This window comes from Mucilaginibacter terrenus (assembly GCF_003432065.1).
Classification (GTDB): Bacteria; Bacteroidota; Bacteroidia; order Sphingobacteriales; family Sphingobacteriaceae; genus Mucilaginibacter; species Mucilaginibacter terrenus.
In genome coordinates this window covers 97247-116448 of record NZ_QWDE01000006.1, presented here as the reverse complement: position 1 = coordinate 116448, position 19202 = coordinate 97247, and the positions used below count along the sequence as shown (strand labels likewise).

General features: G+C 42.1%; 20 protein-coding genes. 11 read left to right on the top strand and 9 right to left on the bottom strand.

Annotated features, from left to right (window positions below):
• Positions 1-37: 37 nt before the first annotated feature.
• A complete protein-coding gene (locus DYU05_RS20040) occupies positions 38-2128 on the bottom strand; it encodes a cellulose biosynthesis cyclic di-GMP-binding regulatory protein BcsB (RefSeq protein WP_117384951.1) in 2091 nt (696 codons plus the stop codon).
• A gap of 14 nt (positions 2129-2142) precedes the next feature.
• On the bottom strand, positions 2143-3492 hold the full coding sequence (locus DYU05_RS20035; protein WP_117384950.1) for a sensor histidine kinase: 1350 nt from the start codon (positions 3490-3492) through the stop codon (positions 2143-2145).
• Between the two features lie 107 nt (positions 3493-3599).
• Between DYU05_RS20035 and DYU05_RS20030 the strand changes: the two genes are divergently transcribed.
• Entirely contained in the window at positions 3600-4682 is a 1083-nt protein-coding gene (locus tag DYU05_RS20030) for a glycoside hydrolase family 5 protein (RefSeq protein WP_117384949.1), read from the top strand.
• Between the two features lie 40 nt (positions 4683-4722).
• The gene (locus DYU05_RS20025; RefSeq protein WP_117384948.1) at positions 4723-5703 is read left to right on the top strand and encodes an acyl-ACP desaturase; all 981 of its coding nucleotides are present in this window, start codon (positions 4723-4725) and stop codon (positions 5701-5703) included.
• A gap of 132 nt (positions 5704-5835) precedes the next feature.
• On the opposite strand, the gene DYU05_RS20020 is transcribed toward DYU05_RS20025, so the two are convergent.
• Positions 5836-6162, bottom strand: a complete 327-nt coding sequence (locus DYU05_RS20020) for a hypothetical protein (protein WP_117384947.1) — start codon at positions 6160-6162, stop codon at positions 5836-5838.
• Between the two features lie 113 nt (positions 6163-6275).
• Between DYU05_RS20020 and DYU05_RS20015 the strand changes: the two genes are divergently transcribed.
• The 8 genes from DYU05_RS20015 (at position 6276) to pyrH (ending at position 12818) form a co-directional block, all read left to right on the top strand.
• Positions 6276-7304, top strand: a complete 1029-nt coding sequence (locus DYU05_RS20015) for an aldo/keto reductase (RefSeq protein WP_117384946.1) — start codon at positions 6276-6278, stop codon at positions 7302-7304.
• Positions 7298-8059, top strand: coding sequence for a GDSL-type esterase/lipase family protein (locus DYU05_RS20010; RefSeq protein WP_205771938.1), 762 nt, complete (start codon positions 7298-7300; stop codon positions 8057-8059). The genes DYU05_RS20015 and DYU05_RS20010 overlap by 7 nt, the downstream gene beginning before the upstream one ends.
• Positions 8060-8186: 127 nt before the next feature.
• Positions 8187-8624 (top strand): 50S ribosomal protein L13, encoded by a 438-nt coding sequence (rplM, locus tag DYU05_RS20005; protein ID WP_117384945.1) that lies wholly within the window; start codon positions 8187-8189, stop codon positions 8622-8624.
• 28 nt (positions 8625-8652) lie between these two features.
• Positions 8653-9039 carry a 30S ribosomal protein S9 gene (rpsI, locus tag DYU05_RS20000; RefSeq protein WP_117384944.1) on the top strand — a complete coding sequence of 129 codons (387 nt, stop codon included), beginning with the start codon at positions 8653-8655 and terminating at the stop codon, positions 9037-9039.
• A 21-nt stretch (positions 9040-9060) separates the two neighbouring features.
• Positions 9061-9897 carry a 30S ribosomal protein S2 gene (rpsB, locus tag DYU05_RS19995; protein WP_117384943.1) on the top strand — a complete coding sequence of 279 codons (837 nt, stop codon included), beginning with the start codon at positions 9061-9063 and terminating at the stop codon, positions 9895-9897.
• 94 nt (positions 9898-9991) lie between these two features.
• Positions 9992-10843 (top strand): translation elongation factor Ts, encoded by an 852-nt coding sequence (gene tsf / locus DYU05_RS19990; RefSeq protein ID WP_117384942.1) that lies wholly within the window; start codon positions 9992-9994, stop codon positions 10841-10843.
• A 102-nt stretch (positions 10844-10945) separates the two neighbouring features.
• Positions 10946-12067: an N-acetylglucosamine-6-phosphate deacetylase gene (gene nagA, locus DYU05_RS19985; protein WP_117384941.1), complete on the top strand. Its 1122-nt coding sequence runs from the start codon at positions 10946-10948 to the stop codon at positions 12065-12067.
• A gap of 46 nt (positions 12068-12113) precedes the next feature.
• A complete protein-coding gene (gene pyrH, locus DYU05_RS19980) occupies positions 12114-12818 on the top strand; it encodes a UMP kinase (RefSeq protein WP_117384940.1) in 705 nt (234 codons plus the stop codon).
• An 80-nt stretch (positions 12819-12898) separates the two neighbouring features.
• On the opposite strand, the gene DYU05_RS19975 is transcribed toward pyrH, so the two are convergent.
• The 4 genes from DYU05_RS19975 to DYU05_RS19960 all read right to left on the bottom strand — a co-directional run bounded on the left by DYU05_RS19975 (position 12899) and on the right by DYU05_RS19960 (position 16603).
• On the bottom strand, positions 12899-14653 hold the full coding sequence (locus tag DYU05_RS19975) for an ABC transporter ATP-binding protein (protein ID WP_117384939.1): 1755 nt from the start codon (positions 14651-14653) through the stop codon (positions 12899-12901).
• 158 nt (positions 14654-14811) lie between these two features.
• Positions 14812-15375 (bottom strand): ribosome recycling factor, encoded by a 564-nt coding sequence (gene frr, locus DYU05_RS19970; protein ID WP_117384938.1) that lies wholly within the window; start codon positions 15373-15375, stop codon positions 14812-14814.
• A 235-nt stretch (positions 15376-15610) separates the two neighbouring features.
• Positions 15611-16003 (bottom strand): RNA recognition motif domain-containing protein, encoded by a 393-nt coding sequence (locus DYU05_RS19965; RefSeq protein WP_117384937.1) that lies wholly within the window; start codon positions 16001-16003, stop codon positions 15611-15613.
• Positions 16004-16147: 144 nt separating this feature from the next.
• A complete protein-coding gene (locus DYU05_RS19960) occupies positions 16148-16603 on the bottom strand; it encodes a 3-oxoacyl-ACP synthase (RefSeq protein WP_117384936.1) in 456 nt (151 codons plus the stop codon).
• Between the two features lie 506 nt (positions 16604-17109).
• Between DYU05_RS19960 and DYU05_RS19955 the strand changes: the two genes are divergently transcribed.
• Positions 17110-17295, top strand: a complete 186-nt coding sequence (locus DYU05_RS19955) for a hypothetical protein (protein ID WP_117384935.1) — start codon at positions 17110-17112, stop codon at positions 17293-17295.
• Positions 17296-17297: 2 nt separating this feature from the next.
• On the opposite strand, the gene DYU05_RS19950 is transcribed toward DYU05_RS19955, so the two are convergent.
• On the bottom strand, positions 17298-18416 hold the full coding sequence (locus tag DYU05_RS19950) for a CapA family protein (protein ID WP_117384934.1): 1119 nt from the start codon (positions 18414-18416) through the stop codon (positions 17298-17300).
• Between the two features lie 60 nt (positions 18417-18476).
• Positions 18477-19061, bottom strand: coding sequence for a C40 family peptidase (locus tag DYU05_RS19945; RefSeq protein WP_117384933.1), 585 nt, complete (start codon positions 19059-19061; stop codon positions 18477-18479).
• Between the last annotated feature and the right edge of the window lie 141 nt (positions 19062-19202).

The following is a 19202-nucleotide window of genomic DNA, read 5'->3' as shown; positions in this document are numbered from 1 at the left end:
CTTTTTGTTAAGTTAATGTACACAGTTGTGCTGTACATTAATCGTTAAACAATTCCTGTGATTTCTGAACCTTCGAACGAATGTACAGGAACGACAGTAATATCAGCACCAGGATACCCAATAGTATGTATAGGTTGTAATTGTCCCAGAAGCGGGTAAGTGCGCTTTTAGTATCAATATACTCCAGGTTTTCGCTTGATTTATTGATGTTGAACAAATACTTGTTGCCATTCACATCAGATATACAAACGTTGCTGCTCAATGTAGAAAGCTGCTCGGTTATCGAGCGCGAAGCCGAAAGGAACGCGTCGGCCAGATGCTTACCTGTTGCTGTTAATACCAGCGTAGCGTTGTTGCTGCGGCCGTAAAATATCTGTGCTAAACCATTGGAAGTAGTGTCAGACAGGGAATAAACAACGGTATTATTATCAGTATTATACAGGCGGAAGTTGCGGTCGAACTGGATTGGAGCGTCCGGGAATTCCTTGTTCTTGAAAAGCTTATCGTCCTTAGAAAGCAGCGCAATAATGTTGTTCTTTTTAAGGTCACTTACCTGAATATTATCAGAGTAAACAAATTCCGGAAAATTATTAGCGTTGATGTTATTGTTCAACTCATAGATAATCTCGCCCATTGCGCCCGCAGCGTACTTGGCGTAATCTTTAGATACCACAATTTTGGTCGTGCCATTGTTAAAGGCTTCCGGGTATTGATAGAAGCTAAGATCGCTGGTGATAAAAGGGTTTTTAGATTCCAGGTATGATTTGTCTACATCAATCTCCGCAAAGAAGTTAGTAAAGCTGTTCTTGCAATTGCCGTTGTTAGGGTAAAAGCGGAACTCGGCCTCCAGCGTATTGTATTTGTGGTGCTGGTAACGGTTAATGGTTACCGTAGTATTTAGCTTGCCTGATGCATCTAACTTCTCGCTGCTGAGTAATAAACCATTCAGGTAGATGTTAAAGAAGCCACGGTCCCCCGGGTTAAGGCTGCTGTAATTACCAACTATGCGTATCTCTACCTCTTTTGGTGTGAAGCTAAAATCGGAGTTCTTAAAGTTAAAGGCGCTCTTTAACGAGCCAATCCCAGAAAGGAAATCGCTTACGCCGCCAATTTGCTTAAGCGACAATTTAGAGCGGTTCTCGTCAATGGTTTTAAAGAACTGGTTCTGCGCCTTGTTTACCAGCAGGAAATCACCAAAGGTCGAGTTCAGGATATTCATGTTACCTAACGCAGTGATGGTTTTTTCGTAACCGGTATCGTCACCGCCGGTAACAAATAATATCTCGGTAGGCACAACTTCCTGGGCAATAGTTTTTACAGGTTTAAATCTGCCGCCAACATCCACCATACGGGTTATGGTATCGGTAGTGGTGCTTAGTGCCTTGTGCAGGTAAAACAATCCCTGGCCTTTTTGAGGAGTAACTTTTATAAACGGGCGTTTGTCTGCCGTGAACGAAGACACGTTACCCACCATTATGTAATTCTTAATACTGTCTGGCAGTTTACCCGCTTCGTACACGCCAATACTTCTTTGCTGCGTTTTTTTCATACGCGAATACGCCCAGGCTACCGCTTTAAGGTCATGCAGGGTTGGGTTAGCCGGGTATACTATTGCCTGTTTGGAATCAAAGCAGTTGCTAATATTGATGTTGTTAAAGAAGTTCTTGTTGCTTTTAATCAGCGACAGGTATGAGTAGTTTTTAATCTTAAGCCACATAGCCGGGTTATCCAGGTCGCGGCACTGGTCATCCGTAATGGTTAGCAGTGTTTTAACGGTGATCTTAAGAAAGTTATCAGGAGATACATCTGCACGGGTGAGGTTAAGCGTTATCTTCTGGATAGAATCTGCATTTAAACGCCCACTGAAAACCGGCTTAGAACCGATGAATACGTTAATGTAAGATTTATCGCGCAGCAATGCCTGCGACGGCTCATAATACAAAACTAGCTTGCTGCCATTTATTTCATACTGAGGTGTTATCTTGAAATAAAAGGAAGTGGCGCCACTCATGCCGAAAATAGGTTCGTCATCATTATGGCCCATAGCTTTAAACGAGATTATACTCTGCGCGAAAGTAGCACTGCTTAAAAGTATAAAAGCTAAAAAGGTAAAAAATCTCTTATTCATCCGATTGGTATCTGTTAGTTTATTACGTAAAATTCTACTCTGAAATAGTTACCGTTATCATCACTACGGTAGGTAAGTTCACCACCAAGTTCTTTGGTCATGAGTTTGGCAATAGAAAGGCCCAAGCCAAGTCGGCTCTCTACGTTGCCAGATGATGCATCGTTAAGCGTTTTAAGCTTGTTAAACATCATATCAAGTTCCTGCTGGCCTATAGCCACCCCTTCATCAATTATTTCGAAAACAAATTTCTGGCGCTGCAGGCTGGTAACAACCTTAATATTGTTATTCGTCTGCGAGAACTTGATGGCGTTTGATAGCAAATTTTGGAATACCTGCCCGGTGAATACCCTATCTAATTTAACATTAAGCGGCAGCTTAAGTATATTATCTACCAGGTGAATGTTCTTCATCTGGGCAGTTTCCTGTAAGCCTCTAAACACGTGCGTTACCTCGGAGTTTATATCAAATATCTCCATGTTAAACTTCATCTCCGGCGACTCAATCTCCTTAACGTCCATCAGCTTGTTCAGCATGTAAAGCATCTTATCGGCCGATTCGGCTATAAAATTGCTAAACTCCTTTTGGTCAGTACTAAGGCGATAATCTTCCTCGCGGAGCATATTGTTACTCATGGTTATCTGCCCAATAAGATTTTTCAGGTCGTGCCCGGCAATGTTTATAAAACTGTTTTTCTGATCATCCAGCTTGCGCAGTTGCTCATACTGGCGGTCTATAATGTTGTTCTTTTCGTTAATGTCGCGGTTTTGCTCCTTCAGCTGATCGTTGGACTTTTCTATCAATATTTGCGACCGAACATCACGAGCCATTACCTTGTACCGGGCATTTGGAATAAGGCACGATATAAATGCGATAACAAAAAAGAAGTTACCTCCGTTTTGAACAACAAGGTCCAGCGTGTATTCGCTAAACAATTTATAAAACAATGCCAGCAGCAGGATGGCCACAAGTGTTTGTATAATTGAGTTTACAGGCTCCCAAAACACCTGCAGGTTAAAAAATAACAGTATTGCAGAGTACGTAAGAAAATAAATAAGCTGATCCTGAATATTAACTACGTTGCACAAAATGGCGGAAGTTGCAGAGAGCAGGAAAAACGCGATATGCAGCAGCAAGCGATAGTTGTATTTTTTGGTTTGAAAGAAGTTGTACAAACCAAGTATAATAAGTACGGTTATTATGCGTACGATAAGAAACTGTAACCAAATGTTGTTGGCGTAAATAAAGTCGATTATACTAAAGATGGGGTACAGGAAAATTATTGACCAAATAATGTTATTGGTTTGGTACCACGCCTTTTTAAGGACTTCCTTCTTATATTCCTCTTTGGATATTTGAACAAACATAGGTTATAAAAATTTCCGATCAGTTAACTGCATATACAGGTTTGAAAAAAACAACACTCCATACAGGCACAAGTAAATTGCTAAATCAGCTGCTCGTTATTATATTAATGATTACGATGCAACCTTTTGATGCAAAAAGCAATCCAACACCTTCAAAAGAACGGCTGGTGGCCTTTAAACGTGCTAAAAGCCTCAACAACGGAATAAGTATCTCTTGGCTTGAACAGTATTGGAATAGCGATGTTTTACTTAAAAGCCCACTTTCGCAGAGCGATTGGGAGTTATTTAAGCGGCTTAAGATCCAAAGCCTGCGCTTACCGGTAGCGTTTGAGTATTTCTCTTCAAAGCAAATCCCCGTTGAGAAAGTATTTACACACATTGATGATGTTTTGAAACAATGTAAGGTTTACGATATAAAGTTGATAATAGATTATCACTATGGTAAAATAAATGATAATAATTTTAAAGGCGAAACATCCAAAGCTATTAACTTATGGTTATTGTTAACCAAAAGGTATGCTAAAGAAAGTGCCGACAGGCTGTTCTTTGAGATTTACAACGAACCTCCCCACATGGACCCCAAAGTGTGGAAAGATGCGGCTTATAACATTGTAACAGCTATACGGCAGAAAGACAAAAAGCGTACGCTGCTGGTTGGCGCATCTAACTATAACAGCATTTACGAATTGAGCCGTATGGAGCGCCTGGCAGATGAGAACATCATTTACACGTTCCACTTTTACGAACCCTTTTTATTTACCCATCAGGGAGCTGACTGGGTGGGCGACCAAATGGCTACCACCGGCATTCCTTTCCCGTATGATGCTAAAGCTTATCCTGCAATTAACCCTAAAGCAATAAATACACCAGGAGAAGCCAATTACAAGCAGTACCCAACAGACGGCAACGAGCAATCTGTAAAAGATAAGCTGCAAATAGCTAAGAGCTGGGGAGATAAATACTACGTGCCGCTTTTGTGCAGCGAATATGGCGTTTACCGCAAGTATACCGACGAAGGCAGCCGCAGCAGGTACGTTGCAGCCGTACGTAAAAGTTTAAGGCAGCTCGGCATACCGGGCATACTCTGGGACTACAATACAAACTTCTCTATTTTTAATGGCCCGCCAGCTATAAAAAACTTGTCTGAAAGCATGAAGAGGGCGATAGATTATGTATCTCCAAAACAATAGTTTCATTAAATTGCTTACCTTTGTAAGCTAAAAGTTTACTATGCAGTTTTTTGAGGAAAAACGTAAAGAGGTAATGGGCCATATACAGCAGTTTATGCTGGAGAAGATGATGGATTTTTTAAAACCTATCGATTCTATTTGGCAGCCGTCAGATTTTTTACCAGACGCTTCAAGACCTACTTTCTTTAACGAAATTAAGGAGTTGCAGGAAAGTGCCAGAGGCCTTTCTTACGACCTTATTGCAGTTTTAATAGGGGACACCATTACTGAAGAAGCTTTGCCCACATATGAATCATGGCTAACCATGGTTGAGGGCGTAAGCCGCGACGAAGAGGGTGGCTGGATGAAGTGGACCCGTTACTGGACTGCCGAAGAGAACCGCCATGGCGACCTGCTGAACAAGTACCTTTATTTGACCGGGCGTGTTGATATGCGCATGATGGAAATATCTACCCAGTGGCTTATTGCCGACGGGTTTGATATCGGCACAGGTCATGACCCCTACCGTAATTTTATTTACACTTCCTTTCAGGAATTAGCTACAAACATATCGCACCGCAGGGTGGCATCTCAAGCTAAAAAGGATGGCGATACCTTACTGTCTAAAATGTGCGGCGTAATTGCTGCCGATGAGGCAAGGCATGCCAAGGCTTACAAATACTTTATTGAGAAAATATTTGAAGTAGATGCCAACGAGGCAATGCTGGCCTTTGAGGATATGATGCGTAAAAAAATTGTAATGCCGGCACATTTCCTCCGCGAAGTTGGTTTAAAAATAGGCCAGACCTTTGGCCACTTTACTGATGCTGCCGAGCGCCTGGGTATCTACACCGCTATTGATTATGTAGACATCCTGAAAGAGCTTATAGTAGACTGGCGCATTGAAAGCCTTACCGATCTTCAGGAGGATGGTGAAAAAGCGCGCGACTACATCATGAAACTTCCTGACCGTCTGCTACGCGTCGCCGAGCGTATGCGCAACCCGGGGTTGGAGTACAAATTCAGCTGGATACACGGATAATTTTAAGTACCCGTTTTGTTTGCCTGCAATTAATCCCCTGCTTTCAAAAAAGTGTGGAAATTGAAGATTTCTGCTCAGATTTTTTACCTAAAATTGCTTTTTAGAGGTGATAAAACGCATTTATTGCAGGTGCTAGCCTTCTTGTACTAAATCAGTTCCCAGCCCGCCGGATACCTGTTCAAACAAGCTGTTTAATATGGATTCTATAGTGATAGAGTTAATGTCGTCGACATAGTGTTCATTGCGTGTTATCCAAAGCTGGTCGTCCTGCACCGCTATAGTGAACAGGGCACCTTCGTAAAATTCCGGTTGAGTTATGGTTATTCCAACAGGGGTATTGGTTACTGTAAAGCTAATGTCGCTGTTGCGTTGCTCGTGAAAGAACGGGTTGAGCTTATCGTGTATGTGCTGGTATAGCTCATCTATATTTACCGGCTTATGTAAGGTGATTATCTTCATGGTGCAGATGTTTAGTATATTTACAAGCAGGACGCACTATTGTTTACTAAGGCTTTTATAGTACTTAAAACAGCATTTGCGCTAACTGGTTAATCTAAAAACATCTTGTTGATATGAAATACAAGCTACTGGGCCGCAGCGGCCTTAAAGTATCTGAACTATGCCTGGGTACAATGGGCTTCGGCACCGAAGCCGGCTGGGGTGCCGATGCCTCAACCAGCTTCGAAATAATGGACGCCTATGCTGAGGCAGGCGGAAATTTCCTGGACACCGCTAATATTTACAAACTGGGTACCAGCGAAAAGATAATTGGCGATTACCTGAGTAACCACGACCGCGACTACTTTGTAGTGGCTACTAAGTATACCCTTAAGGACAATCAAACCAATCCCAACGCCAGCGGCAATAATCGCAAAAATATGATGCGCAGCGTTGAGGAAAGCCTCAAACGCCTTAAAACGGACTTTATAGATGTACTTTATCTGCACATATGGGACGACATCACACCTATAGATGAGGTACTCCGCGCTATGGACGACTTGATTAAACAAGGTAAAGTCACCTATGCTGCTATAAGCGATACACCTGCATGGGTGGTAGCTAAAGGAAATACCTTAGCCGAATTAATGGGCTGGAGCCAGTTTATAGCTTTACAGGTTGAGTACAGCTTACTGGCACGTACTGCCGAGCGCGAGCTCATTCCCATGGCAAAGCATTTTGGCATGACAGTTACGCCCTGGGCACCTCTTGCCGGCGGGGCACTTACCGGTAAGTACCTTAAAGGAGATAGAGGTCGTATAAAACCTGAAAGCAACCGCCTAAACGAGCGCGCCGAAAAGATAACCCGTGTGGTGATGGAGATAGCGCAGGAGCTTGGCGTATCTGAAAGCCATGTTGCCCTGCAATGGACAATGAGTAAAGGTTTCCAATGCATACCCATTGTTGGTGCAACAAAGATAGATCAAATAAAAGACAACCTAAAAACGGTGGACGTAAGTCTGTCGGCAGAGCAGATAAATAGGCTTAATGAAGTCAGTAAAATTGAACTGGGCTTCCCGGGTGATTTCTTTAATGAAGATGCCGTTAAGATGAATTCTTTTGGTGGCTTTTACGATAAAGTAGAGAAGCGGCGATTATGGTAAAGAAGTGTGCTTTCTTGCTTGTTGTTGCATTTGGAATGGTGATGTCTGGTTCGAAAGCTCAAGGCAAAAGGGTAAACATTGTGTTTATAGGTAACAGCATTACCTACGGTGCAGGCCTAAGTAATCCTTCAGTAGAAGCGCCACCTGCTGTTGCGGCAGACTGGCTTCGTAAACAAAAAGGTATCGATTCTGTAAGCTTCAGCAATCAGGGGCACAGTGGTTATACCACATTGGATTTCTTGCCGGGTACGCCAGCTTTTTCTGCTGTTGAAGATGCTGCTAAAATCTTTACGTCAGGACAGTTGGTGTTTTCAATAAAGTTGGGAACCAATGATAGCGCGGTACAGGGTACCCATGGCGCACCGGTCGCCCCACCAGATTACCGCACCAATGTTAAAGCGATAACAGATCGGTTATTAACAGACTTTCCTAACGCAATAGTAATCTATCAACACCCGGTCTGGTATAGTCCAAACACCTATAATGGTGCTAAATACCTGCAGAAAGGCTTGTCCCGGCTGGAAAGCTATATACCTGTTATGGATAATTTAGCTAAAGAATATAACAGTCGTGTATTTATCGGTGACAAAAGGGCTTTTAAATACTTTAAAGCAAATTACCTCACCGACTTCCAGGCGGAGCCTGGCAAGCAGGGCTCATTCTATTTGCACCCGAATGCTAAGGGTGCTGTTGCACTTGGCCAGTTTTGGGGTAAGGCCATTTATAAGGTCTTAAAACAAGCAGGGGCAAAGTAGTACGGAGATGCCGTGAAACCCTCAATAAAAATAAAGCACTCACTTGTAAATTAAACAATTAAGCGTATCTTTGCAGTCCCGAAAATGCGGGGTATATAAAAACGTTTAATTATTTAATTTAAAGCAAGTGAATACGTTAAGTTACAAAACTGTCTCAGCCAACAAGAAAACCGTTAATAAAGAATGGGTTGTTGTTGACGCTAACAATGAGATCTTGGGGCGCTTGTGCACAAAGATCGCGATGATGATTCGCGGTAAACACAAGCCAGGTTTCACCCCAAACGTAGACTGCGGTGATAACGTAATTGTTATTAATGCAGACAAGGTTCGCCTGACTGGAGACAAATTTGCGTCTAAGCAATATGTTTCATACACCGGTTATCCGGGTGGTCAGCGTTTCATTTCTCCTAAGGAGTTAATGGCAAAACATCCAGAACGCGTAATTGAAAAGGCTGTTCGTGGTATGTTACCTAAAAGTCGTTTGGGCCGTGCAATTTATGGTAATCTGCATGTATATGCAGGTGCAGAACATCCTCACGCGGCTCAGAACCCAAAAACCATTTAACTTTTAATTTTTAAGGAGAAAAAAACAAATGCCAACAACTAACACTTCAGGCAGAAGAAAAACCGCTGTTGCCCGCATCTACTTAAGCGAAGGCAATGGTGCTATTACCGTTAATGGTAAAGATTACAAAGAGTACTTCCCTACCTTACCTTTACAATACATCGTTATGCAGAGCACAGAGGTTTCTGGTTCTACAGGTAAATTTGATGTAAAAGTAAATGTAGCAGGTGGTGGCGTAAAAGGACAGGCAGAAGCCGTTCGTTTAGCTATTGCGAAAGCTATTGTTGAACTGGATGCGGATAAGAAACCGGCTTTACGCGCTAAAGGTTTAATGACACGTGATGACCGTATGGTTGAGCGTAAGAAACCAGGTCGCAAAAAAGCACGTAAGAGATTCCAATTCAGTAAACGCTAAAATTTTAGGAGGAAAACAACAATGGCAAGAACAACATATCAGGATTTACTGGATGCAGGTGTACACTTTGGTCACCTTACCCGCAAATGGGACCCGAAAATGTCACAGTACATTTTCATGGAGCGCAATGGTATCCACATTATCGATTTAAATAAAACCTTAGCAAAGGTTGAAGAAGCTGCTGCAGCTATAAAACAAATTGTAAAATCAGGCCGTAAGGTATTATTCGTAGCTACCAAGAAACAAGCTAAGGATATTGTTGCTGATTATGCAAAAAGCGTAAACATGCCGTACATCACCGAGCGTTGGTTAGGTGGTATGCTTACCAACTTTGCTACTGTACGTAAGTCAATCAAAAAGATGTCAAACATCGATAAATTGACTAAAGACGGTACTTATAACAACCTTTCTAAGAAAGAGCGTTTGATGATACAACGTGAGCGTATTAAGTTAGAGGCCCTTTTAGGTGGTATCTCTGATCTTAACCGTTTGCCTGCTGCATTATTCCTTATTGACGTTAAGAAAGAACACATTGCTGTATCTGAAGCTTTAAAACTTAACATCCCGACTTTCGCGATGGTAGATACAAACTCTGATCCTTCTAACATCGATTTCCCTATTCCTGCGAATGATGACGCTACCAAATCAATTTCTTTGATCACTGGTATCATTATCAAAGCTATTGAAGAAGGTTTGGACGAACGCAAACGCGAGAAAGAAGACGAAACTGAAAAAGAAGCAGCAGCTGCTAAAGCGAAAGCTGATGCTCCTGAAACTACCTCTGGCGGCCGTGGCAGCAGAAGAGTAGCAGAAGAAGCTGAGGCCGGTGCGCCAACTGCTGAGTCTACAGAAGAGTAATAATATTAAGTCGTGAGTATTAGGTCATAAGTCTTGATGTTATCAGGCTCCAGGCTTAATACTTGCGACTTTTCAACTTATAAAAAACAAGAAAATGTCTACAGTACAAATATCTGCATCTGATGTAAACAAACTGCGCCAGCAAACCGGTGCAGGCATGATGGATTGCAAAAAAGCTTTAACTGAAACTAACGGCGATTTTGAAGCTGCTATTGATTTTTTGAGGAAAAAAGGCGCTAAAGTTGCTGCAAGCCGTCAGGACCGTGAAAGTAACGAAGGTGTTGTAATTGCACGTACATCTGAAGATGGCAAACGCGGTGTTATTATCGAGCTTAACTGCGAAACAGATTTCGTTGCTAAGAACGCTGAGTTTGTTGCATTTGCTAACCAGATAGCTAACGCTGCTGTTGAAGGTAAACCAGCAGATGTTGCTGCATTGAACGAATTAGAAATTGATGTTGAGAATTCACGGATAAAGATCGGTGATGCTACTACTGATAAAACCGGTAAGATCGGCGAAAAGATCGGCGTATCTAAATACGAGGTTATCGAAGGCGAAAAAGTTATCGCTTACATCCACGGTAACTTCCGTTTAGCTGTTTTAGTTGGCCTGAGCAAAAATGTTGAAGGTGCTGACGAAGCTGGTAAAGACGTTGCAATGCAGATTGCTGCAATGAACCCTGCCGCTATTGATAAAGACGGCGTTGATGCTGCTACTATCGAGCGTGAGCTGGAAATTGCTAAAGAGCAAATTCGTGCAGAAGGTAAGCCAGAAGCAATGGTAGAAAAAATTGCTGCCGGTAAATTGAACAAGTTCTACAAGGACTCTACGCTGCTTAACCAGGAGTTTGTAAAAGACTCATCTAAGAGCGTTGCTCAGTTCCTGGATACTATTGACAAGGGCCTTACGGTAACCGCCTTTAAGCGGGTAGCTTTAGGAGCTTAATTATATTACCCCCCTCGTATTAACGAGGGGGATTTTTTTTGTCTTTAATGTTTGTAGAGACGCGATACTTCGCGTCTTTTGTGTGAGATAAAAAGTAGCATCATGATAACAGCTCTTCACAATCTTAAACTTATATCTGACGGAGTTATAACCGATGGTAAAGCAGTTCTAATTTCAGGCGGAACTGTAAATAGCGTTATAGACGAATCTGCTGTTCCGGCAGGGGCTGATAAAAAGAACTTGAACGGAGCCCACCTGGCACCCGGATTAATAGACCTGCAGATTTATGGCAGCGGTGGTAAGCTATTTGCCGGCACACCGGAAGTTGCTGCATTGAAGCAGTTAGAAGACGATTTACTTGAGCAAGGCACTATAGGCTTTTTGGCGACAATCGGCACAAACACCAATGAGATTGTTGAACAAGGAATTGAGGCAGCGAAAGCAATCCGCGCTCAATCACGTGGTAATTGCTGGGGCTTGCATTTAGAAGGCCCGTACCTTAATCCTGCAAAAAAAGGAGCTCACCCTGAAAAGTATATCAAGAAGGCTACTTTGGCAGAAGTAAAAAGCTGGGTTGAACGTGCTGATGGTGTTATAAAAATGATAACCATAGCGCCGGAACTGCAGGATCAGGATGTGATAGACTACCTTCATGCTCAGGGCATCATTATATCATCTGGCCATAGTAATGCTACGTATGAACAAGGTAAAGCTTTTTTAAACAAACCTATCCCGGCAGTAACGCATTTATTTAATGCTATGCCGCAAATGCACCACAGAGAGCCTGGCTATATTCCTGCCATCTTTGAAGAGCGTCCATACACAAGTATTGTTGCCGACGGCAACCATGTGGACTGGCCGATGATACGCCTGGCCAAACGCGAACTTGGCGATAAGCTTTTCCTGATAACAGATGCAGTTACTGCCACCAACGAGGGTGCATACCAGCACCGTTTGGATGGCAACAAATACGTAATGCCCGACGGTACTTTATCTGGCTCTAGCCTAAGCATGTTAAAAGCGGTACAAAACTGTGTTGAGTATGTTGGAATAGAACTGGCAGAAGCTATAAATATGGCTTCCCTTTATCCGGCGCAACTAGCCGGTAAACAAAAAAACGGCAAAATAGAACCCGGCTACAATGCAGATATGATTGTGTTTAACAGCGATTATAAGGTAACAGGCACTATTCTAAATGGTGAAATCTTAACCACCAGTATATAATTTTTTAACAATAGCATTTATTCTCTATTTTTGACAAACCCTCCTTATGAAATATAAAAGAGTTCTTCTTAAGCTAAGCGGCGAATCCCTAATGGGGCAAAGGCAGTACGGAATTGACAACAATCAAGTTCTACAGTACGCCCAAGACATAAAAGCAGTTAAAGAACAAGGCATTGAGATAGCCGTTGTAGTAGGAGGTGGGAACATCTTCCGTGGACTGAGCGCGGAGAAATCCGGAATGGAGCGCGCGCAGGCAGATTACATGGGAATGCTTGCGACGGTTATAAACTGCATGGCGTTGCAAAATGCTTTAGAAAGCGTTGGCGTAGAGACAAGGTTACAATCTGCTATTAAAATGGAGCAGATTTGTGAGCCGTATATCCGTCGTCGTGCTATGACGCACCTGGAAACAGGCAGAATAGTAATATTTGGTGCCGGTACAGGTAACCCATATTTCACAACTGACACAGCCGCATCTTTACGCGCTATCGAGATCAAAGCAGACGTAGTGCTAAAAGGTACACGTGTGGACGGGATATATACAGCCGATCCGGAGAAAGACCCTTCAGCAACCCGTTATGATGAGATATCCTTCCAGGAGGTCTACGACAAAGGATTAAATGTAATGGACATGACAGCTATTACTCTTTGCCAGGAAAATAAATTGCCTATTATCGTATTCGATATGAATAAGGCCGGCAATTTTATGAAGATTGCTAAGGGTGAGCCTATTGGTACACTTGTGAAGTAATTAGATAATTAAGGCACCTTAAGCAGCTATAACTAAAAAGGGATTAACATGTTGTTAATCCCTTTTTAGTTTATGACTAATTAAGCGTCTACCGCAAACCGTTCACCAATTTGCTGTCTCCACATAGCATAATATAAGCCTTTTTGTTCAATGAGCTCCTGGTGCTTACCAGCTTCAATAATGTGCCCTTTCTCCAGAACAAATATCTTATCTGCATGCATAATTGTAGATAACCTGTGAGCTATGAGTATTGTGATCTGGTCATTCATCACGGAAACATCACGGATGGTTTCTGTAATTTCCTCTTCCGTAATCGAGTCAAGTGATGAGGTAGCTTCATCAAAAACCAGGATGTCCGGCTGGCGAAGTAATGCCCTTGCAATAGATAGCCTTTGTTTTTCACCACCTGAGACCTTAACACCACCTTCACCTATAACGGTATCTAGCCCTTTGTCTGCCCGTGCGAGCAAGGTTTGACAAGCCGCTCTTTGAAGCACACTCATGCACTCCTCGTCAGTCGCTCCCGGCCTCACAAATTGAAGGTTCTCCCGAATAGTGCCGGAGAAAAGTTGAGTGTCTTGTGTAACGAAACCTATTTTCTCGCGTAGCTGATCAAGGTCTAATTCTTTACTTGCGATATTGTTGTACAAAATACCACCTTCTAACGGTTGGTAAAGGCCAACTAGTAGTTTAACCAGCGTTGTTTTGCCAGAGCCGGATGGTCCTACAAATGCAATTGTTTCTCCGCTGCTCGTTTCAAAGCTGATGTGGTTTAAAGCATTACGTTTAGCTGTCAGGTGCTTAAAGCTTACATCACTAAAAGTTAGCGTGTTCACTTTTTCTAATAAAACCGGCTTCTCAGGCTTCTTGTCAATAGGAGTGTTAAGTATTTTGGTAAAATTGCCCAAAGATACTTCAGCTTCGCGCCAGCTTAATATGACGTTACCGAGTTCCTGTAAGGGGTTAAACAGGAAGAACGAGTAAAATAAAAAGCTAAAGTACTGCCCCGGAGATATGTTCCCTTTAAATATAAGCATCAGCAATACCACCACCATAGCACTACGCACCAGGTTTACGGTAGTGCCTTGTACAAAACTCATGCTGCGCACGTACTTAACCTTTTTTAGTTCAAGTCCAAGTATTTTGTAGGTAGTATTATTGAGGCGTTTAATTTCCTGCTTGGCAAGGCCTAAACTCTTTATAAGCTCTATGTTCCTCAGCGACTCTGTAGTAGATCCTGCAAGCGCAGTAGTTTCGGCAACTATATTCTTTTGAATGCGCTTTATACGACGGCTCATGGCCATACTTACAAAAGCTATAATAGGTATAGCTGCAAAGTATACCAGCAGCACCTGGTAACTTACCATAGCAGAATATACCATCACAAATACCATCCCTATCAGGGATACAAAAAGGATGCTTATGAATGCTGTGATAAACTTTTCGCAGTCTTGCCTTACCTTTTGTAATATGCCCAGCGTTTCACCGCTGCGCTGATCTTCAAAAACCTGGTACGGAAGTTCGAGAGAATGTCTCAGGCCATCCGCGTACATTTCGGCGCCTACCTTTTGTACAATAATGTTGGTAAAATAGTCCTGGAAGTTCTTGGCTATTCGCGACACCATGGCCACGCCAATGGCCATACCCACCAGCATGATCACCTGATTAAAATACTGGTCTTCGGTAAGGGCTTTTCGTTTTTCTATAACACTATCTACAATTCGGCCGGTTATGTAGGGGTCAAGTAAGGAGAAACCAATGTTCATGGCAGCTAGCAGAAGAGCCAGCACAACTATCCATTGATGTTTTTTTAAATATGTAAGAAGTAAATTCATGTTGATGGCAAAATTAACTAAAGCCATCGGGTAAGCACCTCATCTCCTTTAATTTGACATTTGGGTTATTGATGTTGTAAACCCATGCCGGTCAAAATAACACCAACAAAAAAGGGAATAGCTAAGCTATTCCCCTTATATTTTACCCGTTTGAAATATTAGACGGTCATGATATCTTTTTCTTTTGCTTCAGATAGTTGGTCTACTTTAACAATATACCCGTCTGTAAGCTTCTGCACTTCGGCTTCTCCTGTTTTCATTTCATCTTCAGAAACGCCTTCAGATTTCAATTTCTTAATCTTCTCGTTGGCATCTTTACGGATGTTACGCACAGCAATTTTGCCGTTTTCAGCTTCGCCTTTGGCTTTCTTTACCAGCTCGCGGCGGCGTTCTTCTGTCAAAGGCGGAACGTTGATGCGGATGATAACGCCATCGTTTTGAGGATTAACACCCAGGTTAGCTTCTTTAATAGCTTTCTCTATTGGGTTAAGCAATGACTTTTCCCAAGGCTGAATTACAATAGTACGTGCGTCCGGAGTGTTTACACTCCCCACTTGCGATAGCGGAGTTGGTGTGCCGTAGTATTCCACTACTATATCGTCCAGCATGCTGGGGCTTGCTTTACCTGCGCGTATTTTGGTGAGTTCAGCATCGGTATGTGCAATAGCCTTATCCATTAGCGCTTTTGCATCACTTATTTGTTTTTTAATGAGTTCGCTCATTGCTTTTTAATTTGCCACAAAAATAGTAAAAAGTATTAAAGCCCCTAATTAGCTTGCAGATGAAACGGTAAGAGTTTTGAATTTGTTTTTAACGCTATAACCTATTCTTTAAGTTCTGGATGAGCCCTAAAAGCTCTGAAAATGTTAATGCATAAAAAAGCACGCTGACCTTTTTGGAAAGCGTGTATGCAAGAAAAAACGGAGCACTGTTTATAACAATGCTCCGTTCCTGTATTTATTGCCAGCGACCGCCGCCCCTGTTGTTATCTTTTGAGTAGCCACCGCCACCGCCGCTGCCGCCACGGTTACCGCCGCCGCCATAGCCACCACCGCCACCGCGGTTGCCGCCATAACCACCGCCGCCACTAGGCCTGCGATCGCCAGCTTTTTTCTCTTCTGCCTGGCTAACCGCTATAGAGCGGCCTGCAATTTGAGAACCATTAAGGCCGGAAATTGCTTTTTGAGCGCTTTCATCATCAGGCATTTCAACAAATCCGAAACCTTTGCTTCTTCCGGACTCTCTGTCAATAATAATTTTAACGGTGCTTACTTCACCATAAGCTTCAAAAAGCTCTTGCAAATCTGCTTCCTGTAACGAGTAAGGAAGGCTTCCAACGAAAATGTTCATTCAAAAAATTAGTTTAATTTGGCAAACCTGTTCATCTGCCATGTTTTGTTTTCACCAAATATAGAATAGATATTAATCACTTGTACAATAATTTATTAAACCAGGGCTTTTATTTTACCAATATAGGGCATTTTACAAGGTTTTTTAAACTACAGACAAGATTTTATAAATTTTACCATTCAAATTGATCTCTTCTCCTGCAGTTTTGCCTTTTAGTTTATATCCTATAGGTGAGGCAGGCGACACGGCAAAGTAGCTTTTTTCCTCAAAGTTAAGCGTCCCGACACTGATAGAAATGTAAAATATACCATTGTCGGTGGTTACCAAACTTCCGGCATCAACAGTATCAGAGCTGGTCTTGTAGCCAATCTGATTTAAAGCTACAAGCAACTTGTTTGCTTCGTTAAGCTGACTTAAGTTACGATTAGTTTCTTGTTGCGCCATTTCTCGTCCCGTTTCATATTTGTCGCCGGCACTACTTTTTGTATCGTTATTAGCTGCTTCCTGCGCTTCGGCTATTGCTTGTTCAGCGGCTTTCAACCTTTGCTTAACATAGCTAAGGCATAGGGTATGGAGTTGCTCTTTTATATTAATTGTCATAACAGGCTAAGATGTACATTTTAGCGGTCATATCAAGCCATAAAAACAAAAGCCCCGGAGCACTCGCTGCCCGGGACTTTCAACCTAAACCTTATCACAATTATAAGAGCTTTCGCACTTATGCTGTTATAACGATACTGACGGTCAAAATCGTATGTGCGTTGCTATTAACATTACGTATAAATGATAATTTTTCAACATAAATAGATTTCTTAAAACAATAAGAACGGTAAATATATTATGTGTGATGTGTTGCGTTAGGGAGAGCGTATACGTAATGCTTTTAAATAGGGAATAATGATACCTCAATTCAGATTCAAGGACGACACTTTAAAAGTGTACACCTCAACATTAATACTGCTATCAATTCTGTTATTACTTATTGGCCTTTTTGCTGTCATACCAATGCGGTAAAACTACCATAAAGCTTAAGCGCATCCTCAAACAAACTTTAGGCGAAATGGTTAATTGGTTTACTTAACAACAAACCACTAACCTGTAAAAACATGAATGTAAAACGAACCTTCGGAGTTGTACTAACACTGCTGGGTATCATCGGCCTAATTTGGACCGGTGTTCAAGTAATTCAACACAGCGGCCAGGTCACTACACAAGTTGTGATCGGCATAATCTCGATACTCTTTTTCTCGACGGGCATAAGCCTGGTGCGAAACACCAAAGACGAGGCTTAGCCTTACTCGGTAGCTGTTATAGCCCCGCTTTCAGAAATGCTTATGCCGGGGTTAGAGAAGTCAGTTTCTGTAAGAAACTTTATCCGCTTTGATGCCTTATTTAAGGTGTCCCTGCGCAAGCCAAATTCGTGGCTTTGTTTAAATGAAATAATTTGGCCGTCTAAAAAGCGGCCATTTTTTGTAAGCCTTAATTTCATCATTGGCGCCAACCCGCAAACACCGGCTACACTTACCGAACGGTAGGTGCAAAAATTACCCAAGCTATAAGCAATTAACTTGCCTTTATAAAGTTCCACAGCCCTGCTTACATGCGGGCCGTGGCCAATTACCAGATCGGCGCCGGCGTTAATAGCTGCATGGGCAAATGCTTTTACATTGCCGCGGCGTTCACCGTTAAAGGATTGCGCGCTATCGGGCACGTGTTCAAAGTCTACGCCCTCACCTCCGCCGTGAAAGGATACGAGCACAATATCATTCGTTTGTTTTAGTGTAGTAATGGTTTTAACAGCACCCGGTATATCCAGCAATGAAACTGTTTGACTATTAGGAGAAAAAGCACAGAAGCCATACTTAATGCCATTACGGGCAAATGTTGTTACCGGAGATGTTTTTAAGCCGGCATAATATATCCCTAAGCTGTCCAGTACGCGCATGGTTCGTTCGCGTCCAAGGTATCCAAAGTCATTGCTGTGATTATTAGCTACACTTAAAATATCAAACCCTGCATTTTTCAATATTCCACCATAGCTTTCGGGCATCTTAAAAAGGTATGGTTTGCTGCGGAACTTTAACTTCATTGCAGCCGGCTCCCCTTTGTCAAGTAAAACGCCTTCCAGATTGCCGAAGGTTAAATCAGCATCTTTAAGGTCGTTAATAGCATATCGTAAACTGTTGGTGCCGCTATCTGGCGGGAGCGTGGCTGCGTTAGGATAGGCTGTACCCAGCATAATGTCGCCTACGGCAGCAATTGTTATTATCGTGTCCGCTTTTTGTAGAGGTAATGTATCTATTTTAACAGATGCTTGTTTTTTATTGCGATCTTTTTTCTTAGACGGGTTATTGCAACTGCTTGTCGCAATAATAAAAATGAATAGCAGATAGATGTGAAAACGGATCGTCATAGCAAAAAAAATCCCTCCATAGTTAAATGGAAGGATAGAGATATAATAATTTAGGTTTAATTAGTTATTGTCAGGATCATTGCTGCTATCTGAGTTGCTGCTCGTTAGCTGATCTTTAAATTGCTCTAAAAGACGACCGCCTTTGTAAAAGTAACGGCTATAGTAAGCATCATCCAGACTGCTTATGGCAACACCTCTTGATGATGCATGCGCAAACCTGTTGTTGCCTAAATAAATACCAACGTGCGAGATGCTGCGGCTGTGAATCTTGAAAAATACTAAATCGCCTTCTTTAAGATCATCTTTACCAACAGGGTTTACCATGCTAAAAATATCACGCGAGTTGCGGCGAATGGTAAGGTTAAATACGTCGCCGTATAGTTGTTTGGTAAAGGCTGAGCAATCAATCCCTTTGCGGGAGCTACCGCCAAAGCGGTAAGGGGTGCCTATCCAATCGTGTACAAAGTTGAAAAGTTTCATGTTTGATGTAGCCGACAGTGCTACACCCATAATTTGAGAAAGATAGGTTTTAGCCATGCTTTCCTGATCGTCATCTTTGTCAGCAACAGCTGGTGCTGTTTTAGTTTGTGCCTGAGCAGCTAATACGCTGAAAAATAATGCAATAGCAATTGTAAGTTTCTTCATTTAATCTCTTTTTTGCTGCAATTAGGAACAGCAATTGTTTATTAAACTGGACGTTATGTCTATTGTTCTCTACAAAACTATACATTATAATTAAACCACCAAATTAAAATGAATTTATTTTCATGTTCTTTAGGGTGAAAT

What these genes read in the sequence shown, in the direction of transcription:
- DYU05_RS20010 (WP_205771938.1), top strand. Translation starts at nt 7,298, where the DNA reads ATGGTAAAGAAGTGTGCTTTCTTGCTTGTTGTTGCATTTGGAATGGTG.
- DYU05_RS19955 (WP_117384935.1), top strand. Translation starts at nt 17,110, where the DNA reads ATGAATGTAAAACGAACCTTCGGAGTTGTACTAACACTGCTGGGTATC.
- DYU05_RS19975 (WP_117384939.1), bottom strand. Translation starts at nt 14,653, where the DNA reads ATGAATTTACTTCTTACATATTTAAAAAAACATCAATGGATAGTTGTG.
- DYU05_RS19960 (WP_117384936.1), bottom strand. Translation starts at nt 16,603, where the DNA reads ATGACAATTAATATAAAAGAGCAACTCCATACCCTATGCCTTAGCTAT.
- DYU05_RS20030 (WP_117384949.1), top strand. Translation starts at nt 3,600, where the DNA reads ATGATTACGATGCAACCTTTTGATGCAAAAAGCAATCCAACACCTTCA.
- DYU05_RS20015 (WP_117384946.1), top strand. Translation starts at nt 6,276, where the DNA reads ATGAAATACAAGCTACTGGGCCGCAGCGGCCTTAAAGTATCTGAACTA.
- rpsI (WP_117384944.1), top strand. Translation starts at nt 8,653, where the DNA reads ATGCCAACAACTAACACTTCAGGCAGAAGAAAAACCGCTGTTGCCCGC.
- DYU05_RS19945 (WP_117384933.1), bottom strand. Translation starts at nt 19,061, where the DNA reads ATGAAGAAACTTACAATTGCTATTGCATTATTTTTCAGCGTATTAGCT.
- DYU05_RS20040 (WP_117384951.1), bottom strand. Translation starts at nt 2,128, where the DNA reads ATGAATAAGAGATTTTTTACCTTTTTAGCTTTTATACTTTTAAGCAGT.
- DYU05_RS20020 (WP_117384947.1), bottom strand. Translation starts at nt 6,162, where the DNA reads ATGAAGATAATCACCTTACATAAGCCGGTAAATATAGATGAGCTATAC.
- frr (WP_117384938.1), bottom strand. Translation starts at nt 15,375, where the DNA reads ATGAGCGAACTCATTAAAAAACAAATAAGTGATGCAAAAGCGCTAATG.
- DYU05_RS19950 (WP_117384934.1), bottom strand. Translation starts at nt 18,416, where the DNA reads ATGACGATCCGTTTTCACATCTATCTGCTATTCATTTTTATTATTGCG.
- DYU05_RS20025 (WP_117384948.1), top strand. Translation starts at nt 4,723, where the DNA reads ATGCAGTTTTTTGAGGAAAAACGTAAAGAGGTAATGGGCCATATACAG.
- tsf (WP_117384942.1), top strand. Translation starts at nt 9,992, where the DNA reads ATGTCTACAGTACAAATATCTGCATCTGATGTAAACAAACTGCGCCAG.
- rpsB (WP_117384943.1), top strand. Translation starts at nt 9,061, where the DNA reads ATGGCAAGAACAACATATCAGGATTTACTGGATGCAGGTGTACACTTT.
- pyrH (WP_117384940.1), top strand. Translation starts at nt 12,114, where the DNA reads ATGAAATATAAAAGAGTTCTTCTTAAGCTAAGCGGCGAATCCCTAATG.
- DYU05_RS20035 (WP_117384950.1), bottom strand. Translation starts at nt 3,492, where the DNA reads ATGTTTGTTCAAATATCCAAAGAGGAATATAAGAAGGAAGTCCTTAAA.
- DYU05_RS19965 (WP_117384937.1), bottom strand. Translation starts at nt 16,003, where the DNA reads ATGAACATTTTCGTTGGAAGCCTTCCTTACTCGTTACAGGAAGCAGAT.
- nagA (WP_117384941.1), top strand. Translation starts at nt 10,946, where the DNA reads ATGATAACAGCTCTTCACAATCTTAAACTTATATCTGACGGAGTTATA.